The organism is Aeromicrobium sp. Root472D3 (genome assembly GCF_001426485.1).
Classification (GTDB): Bacteria; Actinomycetota; Actinomycetes; order Propionibacteriales; family Nocardioidaceae; genus Aeromicrobium.
The window spans coordinates 2702936-2720861 of sequence record NZ_LMET01000001.1; the positions used below are offsets into that span (position 1 = coordinate 2702936).

The following is a 17926-nucleotide window of genomic DNA, read 5'->3' on the forward strand; positions in this document are numbered from 1 at the left end:
GATGGCCCGTCCGTGTGGGATCATCGACCACTGTGACCTCGATCCTCGCGCCGACGCTCCGGACGATCGTGCCCGCCGACGTCACGACCCCCCAGCGGGTCCGGCTCGTGGCAGGCGTCATGGTCGTGGCCCACCTGGTCCTGAGGGCCTGGGCGCTCCTCCCCGCGTGGTTCTACAGCGACGACCTCCGGTTCATCGAGGACGGCACGTCGAACCCGCTGACGGCCGGCTTCCTCATGACGCCCCACGACAGCCAGCTGATGCCCGTCGGCGTCCTGGTCTCGTGGGTCGTGGCCCACGCGGGACCCTACGCCTGGGGCACCGCCGCCCTGCTGACGTTGACCCTGCAGGCCGTCGCCGTCGGGTGCTGCTGGCTCATGCTCCGCACGGCCTTCGGCGAACGGTGGGCGATCCTCGTGCCCTTCGGTCTGTTCCTGTTCTCGGCCATGGGCATCGAGGGGATGGTCTGGTGGGCCGCGGCGCTCAACGCCCTGCCCATGCAGATCGGCTTCATGCTGACCGTCACCGCCGTCCTGCTCTGGTCGCGCGAGCGGAGGGCGCGCTGGGCCTGGCTCGCCGCCGCCGCGTTCGCCCTGACGGTCGCGAGCGGGCCCCGCGGACTCGTCACGGTCGTGCCCCTCGGCCTGCTGATGATGCTCTTCCTCACCTCCGGGCCGTGGTGGCGCCGACCGCTCGACACCCTGCGTCGCCACGCCCTGCTCGTCGTCCCCCTCGCCCTGCTCGGAGCGGGTTACCTGGCGCTCTACGCGACCACCACGACGTCACCGGTCGCGGCCAGCACGGACGCTCCCCTGCTGCGGCTCGCCGGCAACCTCGTGGGTCGCGCCTGGCTGCCGTCCGTCGTGGGGGGCCCGTGGCAGTGGGAGCTCGTCGCCGACCCCGTCTCCGTGCCCGACCCGTCCGACACCGTCGCCGTCGTCGCCGCGATCGTCGTCGTGGCGGCCGTCGTCGTGCTCCTGCGCCGCAACCCCGGGCCGACGGCCGCCGCCGCCGCCATCATGGTGGCCCAGCTCACCGCGACCTACGTGGCTCTCGTGTTCGGCCGCGCGCTGCAGCTCGGAGCGCTCGCGGGACTCAACATGCGCTACCTCGCGGACGCCCTGCCGGTCACGGTGCTCGTGATCGGCCTGATGACCATGCCCCTGCTCGACGACGTCGCGCCGGCGTTCCGCCGTCCACTCCCCTCTCCACGGGCGCTGGCCGGCCCCGCCCGCGCGGGGCTGTCCGTCGCGCTCGGCGTGGCGCTGATCGGCGGAGTCGTGAGCACGATCGGATACGCGCGGCCGTGGCACGACTCGTTCCCCGCCCGCGCGTACGTCGCGAACGCGGTCGCCAGCCTGCGCGCCGACCCCACTCCGGTGGCCGACCTCGAGGTGCCCGACCTCGTCCAGCTGTCGATCCACTACCCCAGCAACCTGCCGTCCCGGCTGCTCGCCCCGTACGGTGACGTCGTGCAGACGACGGACGCGGGCAACGACATCCGCGTCCTCGACTCGTCGGGCACGAGCCGTCAAGCCGTCGTCGAGGGTGGTGCCGAGGTCGAGCCCGCCGACGAGCCCGGGTGCGGTCTGAGGGTCACGACGCGACCGGCGTCCGTGACCTTCGACTTCACGACGATGAGCGTGGACCCGTGGACGGCGATCTCGTACGCCGGATCGGCAGCCGGGCGGGTGTCGATCACGGCCGACGGCCGCGCTCTTCCCGACCTCGACGTGGCCGCCGGTCCCCACACCTACTTCCTGCGCACCGACGGCGCGTACTCCCGGCTGACGCTGCGCGCGCGGACGCCTGACGTGCAGATGTGCGTTGACCGCGTGCGCGCCGGAGAGATCAAGGCACTGCCATGACGACCCCTGACACGATCGCCACCTCGACCACGACGGGCCCGAGAGCCCCCGTGTTCCCCGGCCTCGACTCCATCCGGGCCGTCGCCTCGATCGCCGTCGTCGCGACGCACGTGGGGTTCTGGGTGGGCTACTACGACGCCGGCCTGATCGGAGCGGTGGTCCAACGGCTCGAGGTCGGCGTCGCGATCTTCTTCGTCCTGTCGGGATTCCTGCTGGCCCACCCGTGGCTGCGCGAGCTGCGCACCGGCGCGCGGCGTGACTCGACCGGGCGGTACTTCGTCAAGCGCGCCCTGCGCATCCTGCCGGTGTACTGGGTCGTCGTGGTCGGCGCGATCCTGCTCGTCCAGGAGAACGCCGGCACCTCGCCCGCTCGGTGGGTCGACGCCCTGCTCATGATCGACCTGTACGTCGACGACACGCTGCTGCAGTCGCTGACGCAGATGTGGAGCCTGGCCACGGAGGTGGCCTTCTACGTCGTCCTGCCGGTCCTGATGGCCGTGCTCGTGCGAGTCGTGGCCCGCAGCCGCTGGCGGCCCGTCGCCATGCTGGCCGCACTGGCGGTCCTGTCGCTCGCCTCCCTGGTGTGGGTCGTGCTGGCGGCCGGACCTCTCACGGCCTGGGGCGCCTGGGTGACGCAGGCCCTGCCCGGCTACCTGGGCTGGTTCGGCGCGGGCATCGCGCTGGCGGTCCTCGACGTCGAGGGTCGGCACGCGGAGCCGGGCCGAGAGCTCGCGGCCGTCCGCTGGTGCCGCACGGCCGCCGCCGCGCCGTGGACCTGCTGGCTGGTGGCCGTCGCGGTGCTCCTCGTGGCCAGCACACCCCTCGGCGGACCCGTGCAGCTCGTCAGTCGTACCGCGGCCGAGGGCGTGTGCCGCACGGTCCTGTACGCCGTGGTCGCGGTCGCCGTCGTGCTGCCCAGCATCTTCGGCGACCCGTCCACGACGTACGCGCGCATCCTGGCGCTGCCGCCCCTGCGCCACCTCGGGCACATCTCCTACAGCCTCTTCTGCTGCCACCTGATCGTGATCGCGGTGGCGTTCGAGCGGCTCGACCTCGTGCTGTTCGGCGAGAACATGCTCGTGGTGCTGGTCGGGGTGCTGGCCGTCAGCCTCGTGCTCTCGGAGATCCTCTACCGGCTCGTCGAGCGGCCCTTCATGCGCCTGAAGGACGTGGGCCGGCGCACGCCCGCGACCACCGCCGCCGAGAGGCCGGCGAGCGCGAGCAGCTGAGGCACGGCGAGGGCTCCGCTCCAGCCGTCGGGGCCCGCCCACGGCCGGGCGACGGCGATGACCATCGCCAGACCGACGGCGGTCGGGCCGACCGCCTGCTGCGCCACCCGACCCCGCAGGGCCCACACCACGCCGACCCCCACCGCGGTCGCCACCAGCCCGGGCACCCCGCCGACGAGCGCGGCGGTGGCCACGACCGCAGCGACGACGCCCACTCCGGTGCGTGTCGTGTCGGCGTGCCCCCTCACCCACCGTCGTCCGTCGCGCCCGGGCACCAGGCAGATCAGCAGCAGGGCCAGCCACAGGATGGCACCGACGATCAGCGAGCTGCGGTAGATCGCACCGGGCCCGAACGACTCCGTGAGCGACGAGGCCTCGCTGCGCGGTGCCTGGTAGCCCTGCACCCAGCCGTCGAGCACGATCGGGGGCGCGGTGCCGTCGGCGACCCGTCCGCGCCAGCCGAGGTTGGCGTTGTGGCCCGTGGCCACGACGACGTCGCGCGACAGCACCGACGCGGTCGGCGCGGCCGCGGCCGGGACGGACGTCGAGCTCAGCAAGAGGTCGACGGGACGGACGGCGTCGGTGCCGGCCAGCACGACGCGGTGCGTGCCACGCGCCAGGTCGACGGTCCCGGTCCCGCACCAGACGGCGTCCAGGGTCGCCCCCCGGTAGAGCTGCAGCGGGGACGCGACGAGCCGCGTCCGCTCGGTCGTGCCGTCGACGTCGACGGTCGGGCCCGATCCGCACGGCAGGGTCCGGGGCGTGTCGTCGAGGCGGATCGGCAGCCCGCGGACACCGCCGACCCTGAGCTCGCTGACTCCCAGCGGGAGGCTGCTGACCGAGCCGTCGAAGCCGACGGACGCGCGGGGAGCGGACGCGTTCAGGTGCACCTCGACGTACGACGTCCGGACCGGGTCGAACGCCACCGTGCCGTCACGGACGACCGCCTCCTGCTGCGACCCGTCGGAGAACCGCAGGACCACCGCATCGGGCGTCGTGGCGGCCAGCGTGGACGACGTCGCGAGCCGCAACGAGCTGATCGTCCGCGCTCCCACCCACCGCGCCGTGATGGTCGGGTCGTCGTCGTCCGCGGACGCGACCCACCCCGTCCGGTCGTCGCCGTCCGCCGCCGCCACGGCCCCGGCGCGGCCCTCGTCGGTCTGCTGCGAGCTGACCTCGACCGTGGTGAGGCGTCCCTGCTGCACCAGGGCGTCGAGCGCCTGACCGCCGCGGGACGCGACCCGCAGCTGCGCCGAGTACGAGGCGTCCTGCGGCATCGTCAGCTCGCGGTCGAGCACGCGCTGGTCCTCGACCCGGTGGACGTGCGAGTCCGAGCACCGCATGGCACCGGCGATGTCGAGGCATCCCGGCTCGCGCCCGTCCGCGTCCTGCAGGAGGATGCGCGACGGGCTGCCCGATCCGTCGGGCAGCGACGGCAGCACCAGGGGGCGCGACAGCGAGACCGTCGGCAGGTCGACGTCCGCGATCGCGATCGGACGCGCCGGGGTCGATCGCGCCGACAGCGTGATCCGCGAGATCCGGCCGACGTCCACCCGGGCGGGGGTGCGCCCGCGCACGGTCACCGTCTGCCGGCCGCGGTCGGTCGTCACCGTGAGCTGACGGCTCTCCTCCGCGGGCATGTCCATCGAGATCGTGGCGGTCCCGACGTCCTGCGGACCGTCGAGCCGCAGCGTCAGCGACGACCGACGTCCGACCTCGGAGACATCGGGCCGCCACGCGGTGTAGAGGTCGTCGTCGAAGGCGGCGAACGGCTGCGACGAGCGGTCGGGCTCGGGTTGTGCTCCCGCGTCGGACAGCGACGAGCTGGCCTCCAGCGACCTGGCTCCCCGCAGCTGCGGCGTGCTCGTCCATCGCTCGATCGCGTCCTCGTCGTAGCGATGGACACGCCGCGACGCCCGGTAGGGCTCGTCGGTCGCGAGCGACGCCGACCGGTTGCGCGACACCCGGGCGAAGGCGACCTCCTGCCGGCGGTTGCCGTCGGTGAGGATCGTGCCGCCGCCCGGGACCACGCCGTCGGACAGGTCCTTGGCCATCACGGTCGAGCGTCCGCGGGTGACGCCCAGCTCGTCCAGCCGCAGCAGCGACCCCGACCCGCCCACCAGCACGTCGAGGTCGTCGAGCGCCGTGACCTTCCGGTCGACGAGACCGACGAAGGCGAAGACCTCGACCGCGGGCCGGCGCTCCTGCCACCCCTCGTCGACGAACACCTGCCGGCCGTCGGGGCTGGGGAGCAGAGGTCCGCCGCCCACCGTCGGCCCGAACGACGCGACGCGTCGCATGCCCGGCGTCGACGTCAACGTCGCGCGGACGAGCTCCGGCGACACCACGTCGTTGCCACGGACGACGTCGTTGCGGACGACGACCGTGCCGATGTCCGACCGCCGCAGGAAGGCGGCGAGCCCCTCGCTGCCCTGCCCGGTCGCCAGCGCGGCCGTGACGGTGTCGAGCATCTCGATGTCGGCCCCGGGCACGAGCGGGATGACGTTGCGCACCGCCCACGGGGAGGAGGCCAGAGGCTGCAGGGGCTCGTCACCCGTCCGCCCCCACACGTAGGTGCCGAACGCGGTGGCTGGTGTCACGAGCGTCGTGCCCACCGCGTTGTCGCCCAGCCAGTCGGCCGTCTCGTCCCAATACTGCGGCACGTCGGCGTAGGCGCCGTTCGGCGCGACGTGCGCCGTCCACGCGGGAACCGTCGCCCCCAGGACGCCGACGATCGCGAGCAGTCCCACCCCGAGTGCGAGCGGGTCGGGCCGACGCGTGCCGTCCTCGGCGACGGTGCGACCGCTCGTCAGGCTGCTCACGGCGTGGCAGAGCGCGATCACCAGGGGCAGGCGCACCAGGACGTCGAACTTGTGGGTGTTGCGCAGGGGTGCCAGGGCTCCGTCCAGCAGGTCGTTGAGCGTCCCCGAGCCGAGGCCGGACGTCGCGCCGACGTGCCCGAGCGTCACCAGCACCAGACCGCCCAGTAGTCCCGTCACCAGGAACCGTCGCCAGGGCAGGTCGACCCGCGCCAGGCCGATGACGCCGAGCACGACCACGACGCCCGTGTTGAGCAGGAGCAGCGGCTCGGTGATGAGCAGGCGGCCCGCATCGGCGTTGGGGTCGACGTACGGCACCCAGTTGGTCGTCCCACGCAGTGCATCGACCACCGTCGCCGCGACCGTCGTGTTCGAGGCGCTCTCGATGTAGTCGAGGAACGGTGGGCTGTAGCGCCCCAGCAGCACGAGCGGCAGGATCCACCACATCGTGCCCAGCAGCACGAACGGCGGCCACCAGAGCATCATCGACCGGCGACGTGGACCGGCCGGCGAGCACCAGATCCACCACGCCGCAAGCGGCACGACGGCGAAGGTCGCGACCGCGTTGACGCCACCCACCACGGCGACCGCGAGCGCACTCAACGCCGCGAGGCGTCGCGGGTCACCCCGACGGGCCCCGATCACCAGCGGCACCAGCACCCATGGCGCCAGGGCCGAGGGCCACATCTCGATCGACGACGCCCCGAGGACCGACAGCATCCTCGGCGAGAGCGCGAACACGAGCCCGGCGAGCACCCGGGCCCAGGGTGCGCCGATCCTCATGGCACCCAGCAGCTTGACGCAGCCGAGGAACGCCGTGACGAGCAGCAGCGACCACCACAGTCGCTGCACGACCCACGGCGACACGTCGCCCAGTCGGCCGAGCGCGAAGAACGGGCCCATCGGGAACAGGTAGCCGTAGGCCTGGTTCTGCACCTGGCCGAAGGCGCCCTGCGCGTCCCACAGCGTCAGGGCACGTCCGAGGAAGCCGACGGGATCGACCGTCAGGTCGAGCTTCGTGTCGGTCACGACGCGACCCGGCGCCTGGGCGAAGGCGACCGCCACCAGGGCGAGACACCACGCCGCCAGTCGGAAGCGCCAGAGGCCGGTACGCGGTGTCTCGAGCGCCGTCACTTCTTCCTCAGCACGATGGCCAGGTTCCACGTCACGAGCTCACGCAGCACCGGCACCCGCAGCACCCACCACGACCAGCGCGGCAGGTAGCGCGGGACGACCTCGACGACGTCGGCGGCCGTCTGCCGCGCGGCCCACGCGATGCCCTCCGCGGCGGTGACGGCGAACAGCGACGTGCCGAAGACGTTCTTGGGCGGGTGTCCCTGCTTCTTCTCGTACCGCCGGGCGGCGCGGTGACCGCCGACGAAGTGCCACGGCGACGTCTCGTGCCCTCCGTGCGGCCCGTACCAGAGCGTGTAGGAGATGAACACCAGCCCGCCGGGCTCGGTCACGCGCACCATCTCGTCGGCCATGAGCCACGGATCGGGCACGTGCTCGAGCACGTTGGACGAGTAGGTGACGCCGAAGCTGCCGTCGGCGAACGGCAGCTGCATTCCGCTGCCGAGCACGGTTCCCGGCAGGGGGTCGCCGATGCCCGACAGCTCTCCGAGGTCGGCGTCGAGCGGCGTGTAGGTCGCTCCGGCCGCCGCGAAGGCGTCGGCGAAGTAACCGGGCCCTCCCCCGACGTCGAGCACCCACCGGCCGTCGAGGTCGGCGTAGGTGCCGAGCTGCTCGACCGAGTCGGTCGCGAGCGTGCCGTAGAACAGGGCAGGATCGGTCTGCTCGACCCGGAACACCCGGAACAGTCGCCAGGACCGCCGCAGGGTCGGTCGAAAGGTCTGGCCGGGCACCCGGAGATCATACGTGAGACCTGGACCACAGAATGTTAGGGTGAGGGCAGCGGGACGAGGGACCCGCGCCGGACGTTGAGGGACGTGCGGCCGAGGGACTGCCGGATACCGATCCGGCGACAGGAGGCACCGGCCACGCGCCGGGCACCGCGATGAACATTCTTTTCTGCAACTGGCGCGACACCCGCAACCCCGAGGGCGGCGGGTCCGAGCGCTACGTCGAGAACATGGCCCGGGGGCTCGCCGAGCGCGGTCACCGCGTCACGATCGCGTGCGCCGCGCACGACGGCGCCCCCCGACGAGAGGTCGTCGACGGCGTCCGGTTCGTCCGGCGCGGCACCAAGATGGACATCTACCTGCGCACCTTCCTCGCCCTCCTGCTGGGTCGCTACGGCAAGGTCGACGTCGTCGTCGACGTGCAGAACGGCCTGCCGTTCTTCACGCGCCTGGCGACCCGCAAGCCCGTCGTCGTGCTGGTGCACCACGTGCACCGCGAGCAGTGGCCCGTCGTCTACCCCGGGCTGATGGGCCGGTTCGGCTGGTGGGTCGAGAGCCGCTTGTCTCCGCGTCTGTACCGGCGCAGCCAGTACGTGGCCGTCTCGCACGCGACGCGCCTCGAGCTGATCGACCTCGGCGTCGACCGCGACCGCATCACGGTCATCCACAACGGCAACGAGGCGGCTCCCCGCACGACGGCCACGCGGTCGCCCGAGCCGCGCATCTGCGTCGTCGGGCGGCTCGTGCCCCACAAGCAGGTCGAGCACGCCGTCGACGCGGTCGCGGCCCTGGTGCACGACCACCCCGGCGTCGTCCTGGACGTCATCGGGGCCGGCTGGTGGGAGGACGAGCTGCGGGCCTACGTCGCCGACCGCGGCCTGCAGGACCACGTCGTGCTGCACGGCTTCGTCGACGACGTCACGAAGCACGAGCTGCTGGCCCAGGCGTGGGTCATGGCGCTCCCGTCGATCAAGGAGGGCTGGGGACTGGTCGTCGGCGAGGCCGGGGGTCACGCGGTGCCCACCGTCGCGTACAGCACCGCGGGTGGCACGACCGAGTCGATCGACCACAAGGACTCCGGCCTGCTGGTCGACACCCCCGAGCAGCTCACGGCGGCGATCCGTCAGCTCGTCGACGACACCGAGCTGCGCTCGTTCCTCGGCGAGGGCGCGCTCGAGAAGTCGCGCACCTTCTCGTGGTCGGCCTCGCAGTCGGCCTTCGCCCAGGTCGTGCTGACGGCCTGAGTCCGCATCCGGCCTGCACTGCCCGCGCGGGCATGACGAAGGGCGGCTCCCGATCGGGAGCCGCCCTTCGTCATGCTGTGTGCGCTGGTGTCAGCCGTTCGATCCGTAGCTGACGCTGGTCGTCGAGACCGGCTTCTCGCCGGCGCTCTGCTGCGTCTGCACGACACCGACGACGGTGGCGCCGGCCAGTCCGAGACCGGCGATGAAGGCGATGAGTCCGCCTGTGATTGTTCCCACGTTAGTACCTCCCTCAAGGCGTGACGAGTCTAACAGGCCTCGGAGGTCATGACGGTCCCGAACGCGAACGAGTCCTCCCGCGCGTCGCGCCGGCCACCGATCGGGCCGCCCCACGGAGCGTCGCCAGCAGGGCGAGCAGCACCGTCGCGCCGGCGAGCGCCCAGGTGATCGTCATGGTCCGCCGGTCGTCGGGGTCGACCGCGCGCACCTCGGCGCCCGGCACGGTGAAGACCCGCAACCCCTCTCCGGCGACCGGGATCTCGCGCAGACCCCGCACCGCACGCCCGGCCGCATCCGCACCGGGGGCGTCGGTCTGCAGCACGACGATGCCGACGCCGGACCGCGCGAGGCCCTCGGCGACGTCGTCGCCCGACGCCAGCACGCGCCCGACGGCCGCCGCCCGCGGGTCCTCCCCCGCGATGACGCGGCCGGAGACCTCCAGCTCGTCGTTCGTCACGGTCGTGCGCCCGAAGTAGCGACCCGCCGGGTCGAGCACCGGACGGTCGCGGTTCCACGACGGCCTGCGGTAGGCCGAGAACGGCAGCGAGACCACGTCGCCGCGGACCGACGTCTTGTCGACGACGCGCCGGGCGTCGGCCCACGACGAGGGGTAGCTGACCGGCTCGAGCCGCCCGGCGACCCCCCACGCGAGGTCCGGGATGGCCGCGAGCGGCACCAGCACGCCCAGCACCATCGTCGGCACGGCCCACGACGTGTCCTTCGCGCGACCGATCAGCGCCGCGACGCCGTGGCCCAGCGCCGCCACCTCGAGCGGCAGCAGGAGCGCGAGCCAGCGCGTGCCGTCGCGCACCAGCCCGCCGCCGGGCACGTCCTCGACGACCCGGGCCACGAGGTCGGGGACCAGCCACCCGGCCAGCGCGACCGCCAGGCCGACGGCTCCCGCGACGGCCAGCCCGGCGGCGGCCGCCGACCGTCGTCGCGCGAGGCCGACCAGTCCGATGACCATGACGGTGCCGATGACCAGCGCGATGACCATCGTCAGCGGCAGCGTGCGGGACGTCGGCACGACCTCGGTGTTCCAGATGCCGCCCAGCGTCAGCGCCGATCCGAGGCGCCCGAGGAATCCCTCGCCCTGCAGCTCGAACAACCGGACCGACGCCGGGTCGGTGCGGGCGATCGAGGCGTGCAGCAGTCCCGACACGACCCACGGACCGTTGACGAGGGCCGCGACCAGCACGATGCCGACGAGCCCGGAACGCACCCCCAGGGCCACCGCGAGCACCAGGCCCATGACGCCCGTCGCGGGGGTCATGGCCGTCGCCGCGAGGGCCAGCACCACGACGGGCCAGCGAAGCCCGTCCGGACCGGCCAGGGTCGCGGCGAGCCACATGAGCCCGGCGGCGGCCACCACGACGGGCCACTGCCCCAGCACGAGGCGCTCCGCGACGTACGGGTTCCAGACCGCGAACGTGGCGGCCGCGAGCTGCGGCGCCGTGCCGCGCTCCCTCAGCAGCCGGGCGCCTCCGAGGGCGAGCAGCAGCAGCGCACCCATCACGACCACCCGCTGCACCAAGGCCATCGGCAGCACCGCGCCGAGCAGGGCGATCACGGCGTCGGACGGCACGGCCCTCGGCAGTCCCGTGCCGAGGCCCCACAGCTCGGCCCGGTCGAGGTCGAGGTGCGGGACCCACACCATGTCGTAGGACAGCACGTAGCCGCCGTGCAGCCACGGCAGCGCGATGGCCAGCACCAGCACCACCGACCACACCGGCACCACGAGGGCACTCCACCGTGACCCTTCAGTCCACCCGTGCCGCATCGTCGCCCCTGATCGTCGTCGGACCCTCCGCGGGCTATTGTGCCGTGGTGAAGTCCTTGCGCGCGGCGTTGACCGGCGGCGGGCTGGTCGCGGCGGGCATGATGGGCATGAACATCGCGGTGTACGGGTTCAACGTCGTCGCCGCCCGCCTGCTCGTCCCTCGCGACTTCGGCGCCCTCACGGCCCTGTTCGGCATCATCCTCGTCGGCACCGTCTGGGCCCTGGGCCTGCAGGCCGTCACGGCCCGTCGCATCGCGGTCGACCACGACAACCGCTCGGCGATCATCAGCGCGACGGTCCGCACGACGCTGCTCGTCGCGACGACCGTCGGCACCGTCGTGGCGGTCTCGACCGTCGTCCTCACCCCCGCGCTCAAGCTCGACTCGTACCTGCCGGTCGTCCTGTGCGGTCTCGCGCTGGTCCCCCTCACGATCATGGGCGCCCAGTGCGGCATCGCCCAGGGCCAGGAGCAGTGGGGCTCGCTGACCGCGGTGTACCTGGCCAACGGCTTCGGACGGCTGATCGGCGGCGCCGCCGGCCTGCTGGTCTCGGCGACGCCGACCGCGGCCATGGTGGGCCTGGCGATCGGCTCGTGGCTGCCCGTGCTCGTGGGTGCCCGGCTGCTCGTGGGGCACGGTGACGTTGGCGAGCGGCTCAGCCGTCGCTCCCTGCTGCGCGAGGCGGTGTTCTCGACCCACGCCCTGCTCGCCTACCTGGTGCTCAGCAACATGGACTCGCTCATCGCCCGCAACCAGTTCGACCAGCACGACAGCGGGCTCTACGCGTCCGGACTGATCCTGGCCAAGGCCGCCCTGTTCTTCCCGCAGTTCGTCAGCGTCGTGGTGTTCCCGAACCTGGCTCGCGCGACGACGCACCACGCCCGGCTGAGGGCGGTCACGCTGGTCGCCGGCTTCGGCGTGCTGGCCGTCGCGGCGACGGCGGCGCTCCCCCGCGTCGCGTTGATCCTCGTCGGCGGCGAGCAGTACTCCGAGATCACCGGACGCCTGTGGCTGTTCGCCCTCGCGGGGTCGACGCTGGCCGTCGTCCACCTGCTGGTGTTCGAGGCGCTGGCCCGCAACGCCCACGGCGTCGTCGTCCTCGTGTGGTGCGCCGTCGTCGCCGTGCTGGCGTCGGCCTACGGCATCGGCGTCGGGATCACCGGACTCGCCCTGACGATGGCCGGCGTCGCGGTCGTGCTCGCGACCGCCGTGTATGTCGTGCCGATGCGTTCGCGCGAGCCCGTCAGCGCGTCGTAGCGTCGCCTCGCGCCGCGTCCGACCAGCGCACACCGGCCCGCAGCCGCTCGCGGCGCGCGACGACCAGGACGACGTACGACACGACCGTCCAGGCGACCAGCACCGCGACGGGACGCAGGGCCCCGGCCCCGCCGAAGTACGCGACGTCGCGGACGGCGTCGAGCGCCGCCCCGTGCGGCAGCCACGGCGTCACCGTGCGCCACGGCTCGGCCAGCAGCAGGGCGTGGTCGACCCGCACGAGGGGCGCCGCCGTGGCCAGCGCGGCGGTCACCGACAGGCCGACCCCCGCGACCCCCAGCACGCCCTCGAGCGCCAGGGTCAGCCCGCCGACCGCGGTCGAGGTGAGCGCCAGGACGACCCACCACCCGAGCCAGGCTCCCCCGACCCATGCCGTCGCGACGGTGGCGCCGATCGCGGCCGCCCCCGACGCCGTCCCGACCACGACGAGCACGCGGCGCGCCGACTCGGGCCGGGTGTCGGCGACGGGCCCTCGACGCCACGTCACGACGACCGCCAGCGCGAGGCCCAGCGCGACCGCGGCAGCGACCAGCACGCGCAGCGCCCACGACGCCCCCGGCACGTCCGCGGCGGGCACGACGTCGCGGGTCTCGACCGTCACGCCGAACGGACCCGCGATCGTCCGCACCGAGGAGGCGACCGCGCGGGTCATCTGCTCGCCCTGGGCCGACGCGACGTAGAGGGTCGCCCGGTCGCGGCGCAGGTCGATGTCGATCGCCGCGACCGCCGTGCCGCGCCGCACCTCCCCGCGCGCGGTCTCGGCCGAGGCGACCGCGTGGGCGTCGAGCGCGGTCCCCGTGCGCTGATCGGCCTGCTCGGCCATCGACTCGGCGATGATGATCGGACCGCTGATCGCGACCGGCACCTCGTGCGGCGTTCCCCCGGGCGGCAGCAGCACCACCAGCAGGCCCACGACGACCTGCACCACGACGACCGCGGCCGTCACGGCCGCCGGACGGCTGACGCGTCGCAGGCCGTCCATGCCGCAGACTGTACCCAGCATGAAGACCACGACCTCACTCGGCGAGCGCCTCCCCTGGCGGCTGCGCGTCGTGCTGCTGACGCTGCCGGTGACGGTGCTGGCCTTCGGCGCCGCTGCCGTCGCCCGCGATCCCGGACCCGCGGCTGCCCCCGACGCGCGGCCGGCGACCGAGACGTCCTGCCTGCCGTTCGAGAAGCTGCGCACCGCCCGGGACCTCGACCGCCTCGCCACCGGCATGCGGGGCGGTCAGGAGTTCCAGGGTGCCGACGTCGGCGCCGACACGCAGCTGCAGGACGGTCGGCGCCTGTGGGTCTTCGGCGACACCCTCCGCTCCGCCGACTTCGACGGCCAGCGATTCGTCCGCAACTCGATGCTGGTGTTCGACGACTCGTGCGCCAACGTCGTCCTGCCCGCCGACCACGGGGCCCTCGTGCCCGACCGCGACGACGGCGTCGGCTACTGGCCCATGTCGATCGCGACGATCGAGCGGACCGGGTACGACCTGGTCGGCGTCGGCCTGCAGCGCGTGCGGGGTGCCGCGGTGCCCGACGGGGCGCTGGCGTTCGAGAACCTCGGGCCCGCGATCGCGGTGTTCGCGGTCGTGCGCGGTCGCACGCCCCAGCTCGTCGAGGTCCAGGACATGGGCCCCGACAGCACCGATCCCCGTCGTCCCACGTGGGGCGCTGCGAGCGCGGTCCACGACGGCTGGGTCTACGTCTACGGCACGGCACGACCGGACGAGAAGCTCGTCTTCGGATTCTCGCTGCACGTCGCCCGCGTGCGCCCCGACGACCTGCTCGACGCGTCGAGGTGGCAGTACTGGGACGGCCGGCGGTGGCAGTCCGACGCAAACCGCGCGGCCGCCGTGATCGCCGCCGACGGCGGCGTCTCGCAGACCCTCAGCGTCTTCGAGCGTGACGGACGCTGGTACGCCGTGAGCAAGCGCGACGAGTTCCTCGGCACCGACCTGGTGATCTGGTCGTCGCCGGGGCCCACCGGGCCCTTCGTCGCCGGCGAGCCCGTCGCCCAGATCCCGTCCGACACCCGCGCGGGCACGCTGCGCTACATGCCGCTGGCCCACCCCGACCTGCTGCCCCGCAAGGACAGCGTCATCGTCTCGTACAGCCAGAACGACTCGGACCTGTCGAAGGTCGACGCCAATCCGTTCCTGTACCGCCCGCGCTTCCTGCGGGTGCCGCTGCCGGTCGACTGACGACGGGTCAGTGGCCCGCGTCGTGCCAGGTGCGGCCCACGCCGACCGACACGTCGAGCGCCACCGACAGATCGGCGGCCGAGGCCATCTGCTCGCGGACGAGCGCCTCGACCTGCTCGCGCTCGGCGTCGGTGACCTCGAGCACCAGCTCGTCGTGCACCTGCAGCAGCATGCGCGACGTCAGACCCGCCTCGTCGAGGGCGCGCTCGACGCCGAGCATCGCGACCTTGATGATGTCGGCGGCCGAGCCCTGGATCGGGGCGTTGAGCGCCATGCGCTCGGCCATCTCGCGGCGCTGGCGGTTGTCGCTCTGCAGATCGGGCAGGTAGCGACGCCGCCCCATGATGGTCTCGGTGTAGCCGGTCTGCCGGGCCTCGTCGACCAGTCCCCGCAGGTAGTCGCGCACGCCGCCGAACGTCTCGAAGTAGTCGTCCATCAAGCGCTGCGCCTCGCCCGTCGTGATGCTGAGCTGCTGGCTCAGCCCGTACGACGACAGCCCGTAGGCCAGCCCGTAGTTCATGGCCTTGATGCGGGCGCGCAGCCCGCCGTCGATGTCGGACGGATCGCGCTCGAAGACCTTGGCCGCCATGACGGTGTGGAAGTCGTGCCCCGAGCGGAACGCCTCGATGAGGTCGGCGTCCTCGGACAGGTGCGCCATGATGCGCATCTCGATCTGGCTGTAGTCGGCGGTCAGCAGGGTGTCGAACCCGTCGCGCACGCAGAACGCCTCGCGGATGCGGCGGCCCGACTCGGTGCGGATCGGGATGTTCTGCAGGTTCGGGTCGGCCGAGCTCAGCCGGCCGGTCGCCGCGATGGTCTGCGCGTACGTCGTGTGGATGCGGTCGTCGGCCTGCACGGTCTTCTGCAGCCCCTCGACGGTCTGCCGCAGCCGGGTGACGTCGCGGTGCGCCAGCAGCGAGGCCAGGAACGGGTGCTCGGTCTTGACGAACAGCTGCTGCAGGGCCTCGGCGTCGGTCGTCCAGCCCGTCTTGGTCTTCTTCGTCTTGGGCATCTCGAGCTGGTCGAACAGCACCTCCTGCAGCTGCTTCGGCGAGCCGAGGTTGACCTCGCGGCCGATCGCGTCGTACGCCCCCTGCGCCGCGGCGAGCATGCGCTCGGTGAACTCGGCGTGCAGGGACTCCAGGTGGGCCGTGTCGACGCCGATGCCGCGCGACTCCATGCGGGCCAGGACGTCGACCAGCGGCAGCTCGAGGTCGCGCAGCAGCGTCAGCGACGCCTGCTCCTCGAGCTCGGTCTCGAGCACGGCCCACAGGTCGAGCGTCGCCCGGGCACGCTGGGCGGCGGTCTCGGCCCCGGCCGAGTCGTCGTCGAACGCGAGCTGGCCGGAGTCGCCGCCGACGCCCAGCTCGCGCTTGAGGTAGCGCAGCGACAGGTCGGCCAGGTCGTACGACCGCTGGTCGGGCTTGACCAAGTAGGTGGCCAGCGCGGTGTCGGCCCGCACGCCCGCCAGCGCCCAGCCCTGCGCCTGCAGGGCGTGCATCTGGCCCTTGGCGTCGTGCAGCACCTTCGGCCGCGCCGCGTCGGCCAGCCAGGCGCCCAGTGCGGCGTCGTCGGCCGGCTCGAGCGTCGTGGAGTCGATCCACGCCGCGGCACCGTCGGACGTCGCGAGCGCCAGCGCGTCGGCCCGCGCGCCGACGGGGCGCAGCACGCCGGAGACGTCGAGGCCCACGGCGGCGGTCGGATCGGCCGCGTGCTCGTCGAGCCACGTCTGGACCTGGCCGCCGCCCAGCACGGAGACGTCGATCGCGACGGCGGCGTCGCCGGCGACGTGCTCGTCGCCGCCGCCGAGGTAGTCGAACAGGCGCGTGCGCAGCGCCGCGAACTCCAGCGCGTCGAAGACCGTGTGGATCGCGTCGCGGTCCCACTCGGTCGTGAAGGCGAGATCGGCCGGGCCCGCCGGCAGGTCGAGATCGCGGATCAGGGCGTTGATGCTGCGGTTGCGGATGACGTCGTCGAGGTGGGCGCGCATCGACTCGCCGGCCTTGCCGGGGATCTGGTCGACCTTGGCGACGATCTCGTCGAGCGAGCCGAACTGCCCGAGCCACTTGGCGGCGGTCTTGGGTCCGACCCCCGGCACGCCGGGCAGGTTGTCGCTGGTCTCGCCGACCATCGCCGCGATGTCGGGGTAGTTGGCCGGCGCGACACCGTACTTGTCGCGCACGGCGTCGGGCGTCATGCGGGCGAGGTCGGAGACACCCTTGCGCGGGTACAGCACCGTGGTGCGGTCGGTCACGAGCTGCAGGGCGTCGCGGTCGCCCGTGCAGATCAGCACCTCCATGCCCGCGGCCTCGGCCTGCGTCGCGAGCGTGCCGATGATGTCGTCGGCCTCGAAGCCGTCCTTCTCGAACGTCTGGATGTGCAGCGCGTCGAGCACCTGCTTGATCAGCGGGATCTGCCCCGTGAACTCCTGGGGCGACTTCGAGCGGTTGCCCTTGTAGTCGGGGTACTGCTCGAGACGGAAGGTCTGCCGCGAGACGTCGAAGGCCACGGCCACGTGCGTCGGGGTCTCGTCGCGCAGCACGTTGATCAGCATCGACGTGAAGCCGAAGACGGCATTGGTGTGCTGCCCGGTCGTCGTCGCGAAGTTGTCGACGGGCAGGGCGAAGAAGGCACGGTAGGCGACCGAATGGCCGTCGATCAGCAGGAGGCGGTCCACCCGCACGACTCTAGTCGTCGGTGCCGACAGCCGCCTCAGCCGCGGGGGCGGGTCGCGCGGGACTGGCCCTGGCGACGCCGCAGGGTGCGCCGGACCGCGATGAGCTTGCCGGTGTCGCGCGAGTTGGTGGCCTTGGTCGTCAGGCGCGACCGCAGCTTGCTCGACTGGATCGCGCGCAGCACGGCGATCTGGTTGAAGCCGATCTTGGTCAGGTAGCGGTGGGGCTCGCGCGAGTGGACGGGGATCGCCGCGACGACGATCTCGCAGTTGTGGTCCTCGCCGTGGCTCGCGGCGGCCGACAGCAGCGTCGAGGCGACCGACCGGCGCCGGAAGCGCGGCGAGACCTGGATCTCGGTCACCACGAGCACGCGCGTCAGGGTGATCGGCGTCAGCGTGGTGACGTCGCAGACCGTCGCGCCGATGATCTCGCCGTCGACGAGCGCCACGATGATGCGCTTGTCGGGGCGGCCCAGCGCCAGCTCGAGGGCGGACGCCGCCTCCGCGACGCCCGGCTCGCGCCACAGCGCCTGCTGGGTGAACGCCTCGGAGCCCTCGTCCTGGCTCGCACCGACGCACTCGGCCCAGAGCGCCACCAGGGCGCTCGCGTCCTCGCGGTCCGCGTCGCGCAGGACGATGTGGGGTCGAGCCGACATGCCGTTCTGCCTCTCGTCCTGGGCGCTCCCGTGACGGGGGCCGAGCTGGATGACACACTACGCGCTGAGCCGGGGCACCGCGTCCGGT

Annotated in this window: 12 protein-coding genes; 5 read left to right on the forward strand and 7 right to left on the reverse strand. The window is 72.9% G+C overall.

Annotated features, from left to right (window positions below):
• Positions 1–32: 32 nt before the first annotated feature.
• On the forward strand, positions 33–1868 hold the full coding sequence (locus ASD10_RS13320; RefSeq protein WP_056609190.1) for a hypothetical protein: 1836 nt from the start codon (positions 33–35) through the stop codon (positions 1866–1868).
• Positions 1865–3097 carry an acyltransferase gene (locus ASD10_RS13325; RefSeq protein ID WP_056609192.1) on the forward strand — a complete coding sequence of 411 codons (1233 nt, stop codon included), beginning with the start codon at positions 1865–1867 and terminating at the stop codon, positions 3095–3097. The genes ASD10_RS13320 and ASD10_RS13325 overlap by 4 nt, the downstream gene beginning before the upstream one ends.
• On the opposite strand, the gene ASD10_RS13330 is transcribed toward ASD10_RS13325, so the two are convergent.
• On the reverse strand, positions 2998–7080 hold the full coding sequence (locus ASD10_RS13330) for an alpha-(1->3)-arabinofuranosyltransferase family protein (RefSeq protein WP_082556199.1): 4083 nt from the start codon (positions 7078–7080) through the stop codon (positions 2998–3000). The genes ASD10_RS13325 and ASD10_RS13330 overlap by 100 nt on opposite strands.
• Positions 7047–7781 (reverse strand): class I SAM-dependent methyltransferase, encoded by a 735-nt coding sequence (locus ASD10_RS13335; protein ID WP_056609195.1) that lies wholly within the window; start codon positions 7779–7781, stop codon positions 7047–7049. The genes ASD10_RS13330 and ASD10_RS13335 overlap by 34 nt, the downstream gene beginning before the upstream one ends.
• A 152-nt stretch (positions 7782–7933) precedes the next feature.
• Here ASD10_RS13335 and ASD10_RS13340 point away from each other — a divergent pair, with 152 nt between their 5' ends.
• Positions 7934–9022 carry a glycosyltransferase family 4 protein gene (locus tag ASD10_RS13340; protein ID WP_056609196.1) on the forward strand — a complete coding sequence of 363 codons (1089 nt, stop codon included), beginning with the start codon at positions 7934–7936 and terminating at the stop codon, positions 9020–9022.
• A 90-nt stretch (positions 9023–9112) separates the two neighbouring features.
• On the opposite strand, the gene ASD10_RS18865 is transcribed toward ASD10_RS13340, so the two are convergent.
• A complete protein-coding gene (locus ASD10_RS18865; protein WP_157432599.1) occupies positions 9113–9259 on the reverse strand; it encodes a hypothetical protein in 147 nt (48 codons plus the stop codon).
• Positions 9260–9305: 46 nt separating this feature from the next.
• Positions 9306–10997 carry a hypothetical protein gene (locus ASD10_RS13345; RefSeq protein ID WP_056609199.1) on the reverse strand — a complete coding sequence of 564 codons (1692 nt, stop codon included), beginning with the start codon at positions 10995–10997 and terminating at the stop codon, positions 9306–9308.
• Positions 10998–11086: 89 nt separating this feature from the next.
• On the opposite strand from ASD10_RS13345, the gene ASD10_RS13350 reads away from it, so the two are divergent.
• A complete protein-coding gene (locus ASD10_RS13350; protein ID WP_157432600.1) occupies positions 11087–12295 on the forward strand; it encodes a polysaccharide biosynthesis protein in 1209 nt (402 codons plus the stop codon).
• On the opposite strand, the gene ASD10_RS13355 is transcribed toward ASD10_RS13350, so the two are convergent.
• Positions 12282–13295 (reverse strand): hypothetical protein, encoded by a 1014-nt coding sequence (locus tag ASD10_RS13355; RefSeq protein ID WP_056609202.1) that lies wholly within the window; start codon positions 13293–13295, stop codon positions 12282–12284. The two genes, ASD10_RS13350 and ASD10_RS13355, sit on opposite strands and share 14 nt — an antisense overlap.
• Before the next feature lie 19 nt (positions 13296–13314).
• Here ASD10_RS13355 and ASD10_RS13360 point away from each other — a divergent pair, with 19 nt between their 5' ends.
• Positions 13315–14508, forward strand: coding sequence for a DUF4185 domain-containing protein (locus tag ASD10_RS13360; RefSeq protein WP_056609205.1), 1194 nt, complete (start codon positions 13315–13317; stop codon positions 14506–14508).
• Positions 14509–14515: 7 nt separating this feature from the next.
• Here ASD10_RS13360 and polA read toward each other — a convergent pair whose 3' ends face one another.
• Positions 14516–17185 carry a DNA polymerase I gene (gene polA / locus ASD10_RS13365; protein ID WP_056609208.1) on the reverse strand — a complete coding sequence of 890 codons (2670 nt, stop codon included), beginning with the start codon at positions 17183–17185 and terminating at the stop codon, positions 14516–14518.
• Between the two features lie 35 nt (positions 17186–17220).
• Positions 17221–17838, reverse strand: a complete 618-nt coding sequence (locus ASD10_RS13370; RefSeq protein WP_056609210.1) for a GNAT family N-acetyltransferase — start codon at positions 17836–17838, stop codon at positions 17221–17223.
• Positions 17839–17926: the final 88 nt, after the last annotated feature.

Excerpts from the sequence above, each read along its gene's own strand:
- ASD10_RS13325 (WP_056609192.1), top strand. The coding sequence starts at position 1,865 with ATGACGACCCCTGACACGATCGCCACCTCGACCACGACGGGCCCGAGA.
- ASD10_RS13340 (WP_056609196.1), top strand. The coding sequence starts at position 7,934 with ATGAACATTCTTTTCTGCAACTGGCGCGACACCCGCAACCCCGAGGGC.
- ASD10_RS13355 (WP_056609202.1), bottom strand. The coding sequence starts at position 13,295 with ATGGACGGCCTGCGACGCGTCAGCCGTCCGGCGGCCGTGACGGCCGCG.
- ASD10_RS13360 (WP_056609205.1), top strand. The coding sequence starts at position 13,315 with ATGAAGACCACGACCTCACTCGGCGAGCGCCTCCCCTGGCGGCTGCGC.
- ASD10_RS13370 (WP_056609210.1), bottom strand. The coding sequence starts at position 17,838 with ATGTCGGCTCGACCCCACATCGTCCTGCGCGACGCGGACCGCGAGGAC.